Origin of the sequence: Morganella morganii H1r, assembly GCF_000633515.1 — a bacterium.
Taxonomy (GTDB): Bacteria; Pseudomonadota; Gammaproteobacteria; order Enterobacterales; family Enterobacteriaceae; genus Morganella; species Morganella morganii_B.
Map to the genome: position 1 here is coordinate 260,359 of NZ_AYMP01000016.1, position 7,058 is coordinate 267,416.

The following is a 7,058-nucleotide window of genomic DNA, read 5'->3' on the forward strand; positions in this document are numbered from 1 at the left end:
AACCATAAGGATACCAATTATGAGCAATAACACGATTACCCCGGCAGAAGCATTAGTGATTGCTGATCTGGTGAACTACACCGAACAGGGCATTTCCAGCCGTGTTCTCGCTAAAAACGGCGGCGGCAATATCACCCTGTTTGCCTTTGATAAAGGTCAGGCGCTTTCTGAACACAGCGCCCCGTTTGATGCCATTGTGATGATTGCCGAAGGTTCACTGATCCTGACCATCGCCGGAAAACCGGTGACGGCAAAACCCGGGGATATTGTCCGCATGCCGGCCAATATTCCTCATGCTGTGGACGCGCCGGAGCGGGCAAAAATGCTGCTGGTGATGTTACGTGAACCGGAAAACAAACAGGACTGAATAATGGAAAGCACACATACCGGTCATGAAGCCGGACACAAATTTCTGGCGCGTCTGGGTAAAAAACGCCTGCGCCCGGGAGGGCGCACTGCCACAGAATGGCTGTTATCACACAGCGGATTACAGACCGACAGCCGGGTGCTGGAAATTGCCTGCAATATGGGTACCACCGCCATTGAAATCGCACAACGTTTTCAGTGTCATATTACCGGTATTGATATGGATAAACAGGCACTTGCCAATGCACGGAAAAACATCCTCACTAACGGGTTATCGCACCTTATTACCGTGCAGGAAGCAGATGCCTCAAAACTGCCGTTCCCGGATAATCATTTTGATGTGGTGATCAATGAAGCCATGCTGACCATGTATGCGGACAAAGCCAAAGCCCGCCTGTTACAGGAATATTTCCGTGTACTGAAGCCCGGCGGTCGTCTGCTGACCCACGATATTGCGCTGACAGCGCGGCGTGAAAATGAGTGTGTCACACAGGAAATGCAGGCCGCTATTCATGTCAAAGCACAACCGATGCTGAGTGATGACTGGCTGGCACTGTTCCGTGACGCAGGTTTCCGTGATGTGATCCGTTCGGAGGGTGCGATGACACTGATGACACCAAAAGGCATGCTGCACGATGAAGGGCTTCCCGGCACGCTGAAAATTATCCGCAATGCACTGAAAAAAGAGAATCGCCCGCAGTTTTTACAGATGTTCCGCCATTTCCGGCAGAACCGTGATCGCCTGCGGTATATTGCCGTTGTCAGTACAAAATAATAAGCAGTGAGTTATGTCGAGAAGGTGAAAACCACCGGATTTGTTAAGTCCGGTGGTTTTGCTGAAATTATCTGTTTAAGACATCAACGGCTTGTTTATCACCATCAACGTCTTTAATAAAAAACGTCGCCACAATTGTCCGTCTGTGGGGATTAATTTTCTTTGCCTGTTTTTTCTGTAAAACCGTAGAAGCTCTGTACGCATATTTGCCGTCTGCCTGATACTGAATATCAGGTGATGGCAAACAATTTTTTTCATCTAACTTAACAGGATTTGCACTAAAATCGAGAGAAGCAATGTCTATCTGTTCTTTATAATCAAATATTCTTACATACAAAATATATTCATCATCAGATGCATCCGGCGCTTTGACACATAGTTTACCTGCATTAGTGCTCACACTGCCATTAACCATTCTTGGTCTGGGGTCATTCCCATGCCAGCATGCACTCAGCAGAAATATCAGGGGTATGATAGTAAATTTACGCATACTAAGTCTCTATAAAATGGAATTTGGCAGCACTGATCTGTAAATACTCTCTATAGTATTGGGATCTATTCGATTACTAATACGAACATAGCCATCCTGAATACCAGTAATAAGCCCGCTGATACCATACGTTTTCAGAATAAAATAATCAGCAACGATACTGGCCTGCTGTTCCATGCCGTAATCACTTAATTTTTTCTTACTATCAAGATAATAATTGTAGTCAGCAAGGCTACTAAATAACCCTCTTGTTCTGACCCACATCCCGTTCTGATGCTGCCAGACATGCGTAAGCTCATGCATAAAGAGATGTTTATATTCAGCAAAATCCTCTGAAAAATCGTGCCTGTAAAGTGATTTTCTGAAATAAATATCCCCATTCGGCGCCATGGCTACATTGTCTGACTGCATGCCGAACGGCAGATAACTGTCACAATGAACCCAGACATTATAGGACATTGAGTTACCAAATATGGTTTTGGCCATTGCCATTTCACCAAGCGTTATTTGCCTCAGCATTGGCTCTTTTATTTCTTTCTTTCTTTTTATTTTCCTGCGTAATAATACCCATACAAACTCCCTTTATATATTACCGGACACTCCTCACATATAGCCCGGATTACGCATGAATTCCATAATTTATTCTGCTGTACCGATGACAGCCTGTTTATTAAGAATAACAACCAGCCGGATTCCGGATTATACCGTTCCGGATTACGCTATATTCATCCGGAACAGTATCATTGCTGACGTATAACTTAGATCCCGCCCTCGGGCTTATTCAGAATATGGTCTTCCCAGTTCTGTACCACACTTTCGGTGACCGCAATGTGGCGGACGGTAATACCTTTCTGGTGCATCATGGATTTGGATCCGCTGATTAGCGGGTGCCAGGGTAATAACGGTTTACCTTCCATGACCAGGCGGTAAGCACAGGTCATCGGCAGCCAGGCGTCAAATGTCGGCAGGTTTTCCCGCGTCAGTTTGATGCAGTCCGGTTCATAGCGGAAACGGTCTTCATAATGACGGCACTGACAGCTTTTAATATCCAGCTGGTTGCAGGCCACATCGGTGAAATAGATTTCATCGGTGTCTGCGTCCATCAGCTTCTGCAAACAGCATTGCCCGCAGCCATCACACAGTGATTCCCACTCTTCGTCACTCATTTCATCGAGGGTTTTCACCATCCAGAATGGTTGAGACATGTTCTTTTTTCCTTTTACTTCGTGGCTGACCCGTTTCAGATAATCCGTGTGGTCAGCATATGATCATTTACCGAGATTTTCAGCATATCGCCCGATACCAGCGGCCCGACCCCTTCCGGTGTGCCGGTCAGGATAATATCCCCCGGACGCAGCGTGAAATAACGGGACATATAGCTTATCAGCGGTATTACCGGCGTCAGCATTTCGCGGGTGTTTCCCTGCTGGCGCAGTTCATTATTAACGGTCAGGCTCAGGGTAACATTCTGCAGATCCGGGAATTCATTGACCGGAATAAACCCGGACACCGGCGCAGAGCCATCAAATGCCTTACTTTTTTCCCACGGCTGCCCAGCCGCCTTTAATTTCATCTGCACATCACGCAGTGTTAAATCCAGCGCGACACCAAACCCGGCAATCGCCCGGGCGCAGCGGTCTTCATTGGCCTGTTTCAGTGGTGCCCCGATAAGAACCGCCAGTTCGGTTTCGTGATGCACTTCGCCGAACTCTTTCGGAATGGCGACCGGCTGGCGCAGATCGCACAGCGCAGTTTCAGGTTTAATAAAAAGAAGGGGTTCCGCGGATACCTGTGATTTCATCTCCGCAACATGCTTTGCATAATTCAGCCCCACACATACCACTTTCCCGACCGGAAAATCCAGGAGAGCGCCCTGCCAGTCACGATGCTGATACATAGTCTTACCCCTTTACTTTATTATTCTGATGACATCAGCGGATTTCCGCACCGACATTATCCGCCATCAGTGAAACACTGAGTGCGAAGAAGTACGAGCGGTTCCAGTGCATGATAGTGTTAAAATTCTGTGTGACCAGATACACCCGCGCCTGCTTATCTTCCGGTACGACTAACCACATCGGGGTCGATTCCGGCAGATTTGCCTGTGCAGGGAGTGTCACACCCAGGGCTTTCCACTGCGCCAGTGTTTTGCTCTGGTTTTTCTTTGTTCCCTCAATGCTGCGGTCAAAGCCGGCGGGAACAGTCACTTCATATCCCCACGGCAGCCCTTTTACCCAGCCTTCAGTGGCCAGATAATTCGCCGTGGAAGCAAACACATCCGCTTTGTTATTCCAGATATCCGCCACGCCGTCACCGTCTCCGTCCACGGCATAGGTCAGATAACTGGTCGGCATAAACTGATTCTGTCCCATGGCACCGGCCCAGGAGCCTTTCAGCTGCTGATCTGCCGGGATATGACCCCGGTCGATAATCTGTAAAGCGGCGATAAACTGCTTAACAAACATCTCTTCACGGCGGCCTTCATACGCCAGGGTTGCCAGGGCGGAAATCACATCCTCTTTGCCCTGATAACGGCCGAAACCGCTTTCCAGCCCCCACAGGGAGACAATATACTCCTGCGGCACACCGTAACGCTGACTGATCCCGGCCAGCAGCGCCGCATTGGCATCATGCTGTTTTACTGCAGCGCTGACTGCGCCTTTGGTCACGCGGCGGGACAGATAATCATCCAGCGTGACTTTTTTCTCCGGCTGGTTCTTATCAGACGTTATAACACGTTCGATAAAATGAAAATTCTCAAAAGCGCGGGTCAGCGTGGATTCTTTAATACCCTCCTGACGCGCCATCGCTTTCAGTTGTTCAGCATAGGCCGGAAATTGTTCTGCAGTCCGTGAGTCAGCCGGAAATTCCCGCTGTAAATCCGCCACTGACAACCGTACTGCGGCTGTCTGCTGTGCTGCCGGGGCATCTGCCAGTAATTTTACCGGTAATACCGGAGCCTGAGATGCACTGCATGCCGTCAGCGAGGCCGTAATAATCACGGCGCTTAATAATGTCAGGCGCATAGCGATATCCTTTCTGGTTATTTCGCGGGAATTATTATTAGGATTTATCCTGAATATTCAGTGTATCCCGGTATTCTGATAACAGATCTTCCACCGGTGGCGGGAACTGCAGATAATAACCGGCAGCCGTCAGTTCCTGTTTCACTTTTTCAATATCCGCATTGGCCAGTTTATCGCGGCTTGCAAGGTTAATCAGCATACTGAAGACAGGCTTGCCGAAACTTTTCAGCAATTCCTCCGGAACACGGGAAAAATCATCTTTCTTTTCGATGAACAAATAGGTTTGATCGCGGTTCGGACTTCTGTAAATTGCACACAACATTGGAATTATCCCGTTTAAATCAAATCGTGACTTGCCAGTAAATGGCACTAACTATAACATGCTATTGTTTTTGATAATATCGTTACCCGGCATTGCGTCGCAGCAATGCACATTTTATATATGGCTGAATAGCGGGCCGCTAATTACACTGAGTCGGACAGATGTCACCATCGCCAATTGACCTTAAAGGCAGTAACTTCACACTTTCGGTTCTTCATCTGAATAATGAGGATCCTCAGATTATTGAACAGGCTGTGCGCGAAAAAGTCAGCCAGGCGCCTGCCTTTTTCCGGAATGCCCCTGTTGTGCTGAATGTCAGCCAGATTTCAGCCGGTGCGAACCTGAAAATTATCTGTCGTGCCGTGACCGATGCCGGTTTGCGGATTGTCGGGGTCAGTGGCTGTCAGGATGAGAAAATGCGCAAAGCAGCCACCCGTAACGGGCTTCCGCTGCTCAATGAAGGCAAAAGTACCCGCACTGCTGAACCGGATACACCGGAACCTGAAGCGCCGTCAGTGTCTTCCCCTGCCGCCGCAGATTCCCCCTGCCGGAAAACCCGGCTGATTAATGTGCCTGTCCGTTCCGGCCAGCGTATTTATGCCCCGAACAGTGACCTTATCGTGACCGCCAATGTCAGTGCGGGCGCAGAACTCATTGCGGACGGTAATATTCATATTTACGGGCTGATGCGCGGACGTGTGTTAGCCGGTGCGGCAGGTGATACGGAGAGCGGGATTTTTTGCACCCACCTGCATGCGGAACTGGTTTCTATCGCCGGGCAATACTGGCTGAGTGAGCAAATCCCGGGCGAATTCGCCGGGAAAGCGGCCAAACTCAGTCTGGTTAATAATGAACTCACTATCAACAATCTCATATAGACCTTTAACAAGGAATAATTCCATGGCACGCATTTTAGTTGTTACTTCAGGTAAAGGTGGCGTAGGCAAAACCACTTCCAGCGCGGCCATAGCGACCGGCCTTGCCCAGAAAGGAAAGAAAACCGTAGTGATCGATTTTGATATCGGTCTGCGTAACCTTGACTTAATCATGGGGTGTGAGCGTCGCGTCGTGTATGACTTCGTGAACGTTATTCAGGGCGATGCCACACTGAATCAGGCGCTTATCAAAGATAAGCGGACTGATAATTTATTTATTCTGCCGGCATCACAGACCCGTGATAAAGATGCACTGACCCGCGAAGGCGTGGAGAAAGTGCTGAATGAATTAGGTGAAATGGAATTTGACTTTATCATCTGTGACTCCCCGGCAGGGATTGAGAGCGGCGCACTGATGGCGCTCTATTTTGCTGATGAAGCCATTATTACCACCAACCCTGAAGTTTCATCTGTCCGCGATTCTGACCGTATTCTCGGGATCCTGTCCTCCAAATCCCGCCGCGCGGAACAGGGGCTGGAGCCGATTACAGAGCATCTGCTGCTTACCCGTTACAACCCGGGCCGTGTCAGTCGTGGTGATATGCTGAGTATGGAAGATGTGCTGGAAATCCTGTGCATCCCGCTTATCGGAGTGATTCCGGAGGATCAGTCTGTTCTGCGTTCATCCAACCAGGGTGAGCCGGTGATTCTGGATCAGGAATCTGATGCCGGTAAGGCTTATGACGATACTGTTGCCCGTATTCTGGGTGAAGATCGTCCTTTCCGTTTCATTGAGGAAGAGAAAAAAGGTTTCTTAAAACGCTTATTCGGGGGGTAAACCATGGCGCTGTTAGATTTCTTCCTGTCGAGAAAAAAACCGACAGCTAATATTGCAAAAGAACGTTTGCAAATCATTGTTGCAGAGCGTCGCCGCGGTGAATCTGAACCGAATTACCTTCCGGATCTGAAACGCGATTTACTGGCAGTTATCTGTAAGTATGTTCAGGTCGACCCGGAAATGCTGTCTGTCCAGTTTGAGCAGAAAGGTGATGATATCTCTGTTCTTGAACTGAACGTTACGCTGCCTGAAGGCGATGAGGGCGCGAAAAAAGACGAGACGGTAAAATAGTGCCGTTACTGTAACTGATAATACGGCGGGTTACCCCGCCGTATTTTTTTATGTTTTTTCCCCGGAGACAGCACC

Annotated in this window: 11 protein-coding genes; 5 read left to right on the forward strand and 6 right to left on the reverse strand. The window is 48.7% G+C overall.

The window, feature by feature from the left end; genetic code table 11:
- Positions 1 to 19: 19 nt before the first annotated feature.
- Together U868_RS0110620 and U868_RS0110625 are read left to right on the forward strand one after the other, a co-directional pair.
- Complete coding sequence (locus U868_RS0110620; protein WP_004237520.1) at positions 20 to 367, forward strand: cupin domain-containing protein; 348 nt, start codon at positions 20 to 22, stop codon at positions 365 to 367.
- A gap of 3 nt (positions 368 to 370) precedes the next feature.
- Positions 371 to 1,141, forward strand: a complete 771-nt coding sequence (locus tag U868_RS0110625; RefSeq protein ID WP_025153273.1) for a class I SAM-dependent methyltransferase — start codon at positions 371 to 373, stop codon at positions 1,139 to 1,141.
- Positions 1,142 to 1,208: 67 nt separating this feature from the next.
- Here U868_RS0110625 and U868_RS0110630 read toward each other — a convergent pair whose 3' ends face one another.
- From U868_RS0110630 to U868_RS0110660, 6 genes are all read right to left on the reverse strand, one after another.
- A complete protein-coding gene (locus U868_RS0110630) occupies positions 1,209 to 1,631 on the reverse strand; it encodes a putative T6SS immunity periplasmic lipoprotein (RefSeq protein ID WP_345840331.1) in 423 nt (140 codons plus the stop codon).
- Positions 1,632 to 1,640: 9 nt separating this feature from the next.
- The gene (locus tag U868_RS0110635) at positions 1,641 to 2,123 is read right to left on the reverse strand and encodes a DUF4157 domain-containing protein (protein WP_240182707.1); all 483 of its coding nucleotides are present in this window, start codon (positions 2,121 to 2,123) and stop codon (positions 1,641 to 1,643) included.
- Positions 2,124 to 2,389: 266 nt separating this feature from the next.
- Entirely contained in the window at positions 2,390 to 2,836 is a 447-nt protein-coding gene (locus tag U868_RS0110645) for a YcgN family cysteine cluster protein (protein WP_025153276.1), read from the reverse strand.
- 35 nt (positions 2,837 to 2,871) lie between these two features.
- Positions 2,872 to 3,528 (reverse strand): fumarylacetoacetate hydrolase family protein, encoded by a 657-nt coding sequence (locus U868_RS0110650; RefSeq protein ID WP_025153277.1) that lies wholly within the window; start codon positions 3,526 to 3,528, stop codon positions 2,872 to 2,874.
- A gap of 34 nt (positions 3,529 to 3,562) precedes the next feature.
- Positions 3,563 to 4,657, reverse strand: coding sequence for a lytic murein transglycosylase (locus U868_RS0110655; protein WP_025153278.1), 1,095 nt, complete (start codon positions 4,655 to 4,657; stop codon positions 3,563 to 3,565).
- 37 nt (positions 4,658 to 4,694) lie between these two features.
- Positions 4,695 to 4,979: a YcgL domain-containing protein gene (locus U868_RS0110660; protein ID WP_025153279.1), complete on the reverse strand. Its 285-nt coding sequence runs from the start codon at positions 4,977 to 4,979 to the stop codon at positions 4,695 to 4,697.
- Between the two features lie 161 nt (positions 4,980 to 5,140).
- Here U868_RS0110660 and minC point away from each other — a divergent pair, with 161 nt between their 5' ends.
- The 3 genes from minC to minE are packed head-to-tail and all read left to right on the forward strand — an operon-like array spanning position 5,141 to position 6,983.
- Positions 5,141 to 5,857, forward strand: coding sequence for a septum site-determining protein MinC (minC, locus tag U868_RS0110665; protein ID WP_025153280.1), 717 nt, complete (start codon positions 5,141 to 5,143; stop codon positions 5,855 to 5,857).
- Positions 5,858 to 5,879: 22 nt separating this feature from the next.
- Positions 5,880 to 6,692: a septum site-determining protein MinD gene (gene minD, locus U868_RS0110670; RefSeq protein ID WP_025153281.1), complete on the forward strand. Its 813-nt coding sequence runs from the start codon at positions 5,880 to 5,882 to the stop codon at positions 6,690 to 6,692.
- Positions 6,693 to 6,695: 3 nt separating this feature from the next.
- Positions 6,696 to 6,983 (forward strand): cell division topological specificity factor MinE, encoded by a 288-nt coding sequence (gene minE / locus U868_RS0110675; protein WP_025153282.1) that lies wholly within the window; start codon positions 6,696 to 6,698, stop codon positions 6,981 to 6,983.
- The last annotated feature ends 75 nt before the right edge of the window (positions 6,984 to 7,058 follow it).

What these genes read in the sequence shown, in the direction of transcription:
- U868_RS0110620 (WP_004237520.1), top strand. Translation starts at nt 20, where the DNA reads ATGAGCAATAACACGATTACCCCGGCAGAAGCATTAGTGATTGCTGAT.
- U868_RS0110625 (WP_025153273.1), top strand. Translation starts at nt 371, where the DNA reads ATGGAAAGCACACATACCGGTCATGAAGCCGGACACAAATTTCTGGCG.
- U868_RS0110630 (WP_345840331.1), bottom strand. Translation starts at nt 1,631, where the DNA reads ATGCGTAAATTTACTATCATACCCCTGATATTTCTGCTGAGTGCATGC.
- U868_RS0110635 (WP_240182707.1), bottom strand. Translation starts at nt 2,123, where the DNA reads ATGGCAATGGCCAAAACCATATTTGGTAACTCAATGTCCTATAATGTC.
- U868_RS0110645 (WP_025153276.1), bottom strand. Translation starts at nt 2,836, where the DNA reads ATGTCTCAACCATTCTGGATGGTGAAAACCCTCGATGAAATGAGTGAC.
- U868_RS0110650 (WP_025153277.1), bottom strand. Translation starts at nt 3,528, where the DNA reads ATGTATCAGCATCGTGACTGGCAGGGCGCTCTCCTGGATTTTCCGGTC.
- U868_RS0110655 (WP_025153278.1), bottom strand. Translation starts at nt 4,657, where the DNA reads ATGCGCCTGACATTATTAAGCGCCGTGATTATTACGGCCTCGCTGACG.
- U868_RS0110660 (WP_025153279.1), bottom strand. Translation starts at nt 4,979, where the DNA reads ATGTTGTGTGCAATTTACAGAAGTCCGAACCGCGATCAAACCTATTTG.
- minC (WP_025153280.1), top strand. Translation starts at nt 5,141, where the DNA reads ATGTCACCATCGCCAATTGACCTTAAAGGCAGTAACTTCACACTTTCG.
- minD (WP_025153281.1), top strand. Translation starts at nt 5,880, where the DNA reads ATGGCACGCATTTTAGTTGTTACTTCAGGTAAAGGTGGCGTAGGCAAA.
- minE (WP_025153282.1), top strand. Translation starts at nt 6,696, where the DNA reads ATGGCGCTGTTAGATTTCTTCCTGTCGAGAAAAAAACCGACAGCTAAT.